Annotated in this window: 1 protein-coding gene; it reads left to right on the top strand. The window is 77.3% G+C overall.

Annotated features, from left to right (window positions below):
- Window positions 1-723, top strand: a 723-nt coding sequence (locus tag B4M60_RS12815) for a MazG nucleotide pyrophosphohydrolase domain-containing protein (protein WP_291084625.1), incomplete at its 5' end; no start/stop codon positions are given.
- Window positions 724-744: the final 21 nt, after the last annotated feature.

Raw genomic sequence — 744 nt, 5'->3', positions numbered from 1 at the left:
TCGGCGGGGGCGGAGGACGACGGTCCGGCGGGGGCCGGGGACCGGTTGGCCGGCGACCGGCTGGCCGAGGCCGTGGAGCTGATGGCCCGGATCCGCCGCGACGGCGAGTGGGAGTCCGCCCAGACCCACGACTCGCTCCTGCCGTACCTGCTGGAGGAGTCGTGGGAGCTGGTCGACGCCGTGGCCGACGGCGACCGCGACGAGCTGGTCTCCGAGCTGGGCGACCTGCTGCTGCAGGTGCTGTTCCACTCCGCGATCGGCGCCGAGCGTGCCGAGGGGGCGTTCGACGTGCAGGACGTGGCGCAGGCCCTGCTGGACAAGCTGCGCCGGCGTGCGCCGTACTGGTTCACCGGGCCCGCGGCCGGCGGGTTGACCTCCGCCGAGCAGGACCGCCTGTGGCAGGAGGCCAAGGCCGCCGAGCGCGCCGACCGCCCGCCCCGCGGTGTGGTCGACGGGATCTCGTGGGACCAGCCCGCGCTCGCGCTGGGGCAGAAGGTGCTGGGCCGGGCCCGCGCGGCCGGGATCCCCGACGACCTGGTGCCGGAGGGGATGCGCGTGGTGCGCGTGGACCCGGTGGGCGTGTTCCACGACTCCGGCTCGGCCGAGGTCGCCTACCGCCAGGTCGTGCGCGACTTCGCCGGCAGCGTCCGCGCCGCGGAGGCGCGACTGGCCGTGCCCGCCGCCGAAGCCAGCCCGGCCGACTGGCGCGTCGCCTGGGCCTGAGCCCGCCCGCTCAGCCCGCCG

The organism is Dietzia sp. UBA5065 (assembly GCA_002415925.1).
GTDB lineage: Bacteria > Actinomycetota > Actinomycetes > Mycobacteriales > Mycobacteriaceae > Dietzia.
This window is presented reverse-complemented; position numbering and strand designations above follow the sequence as displayed.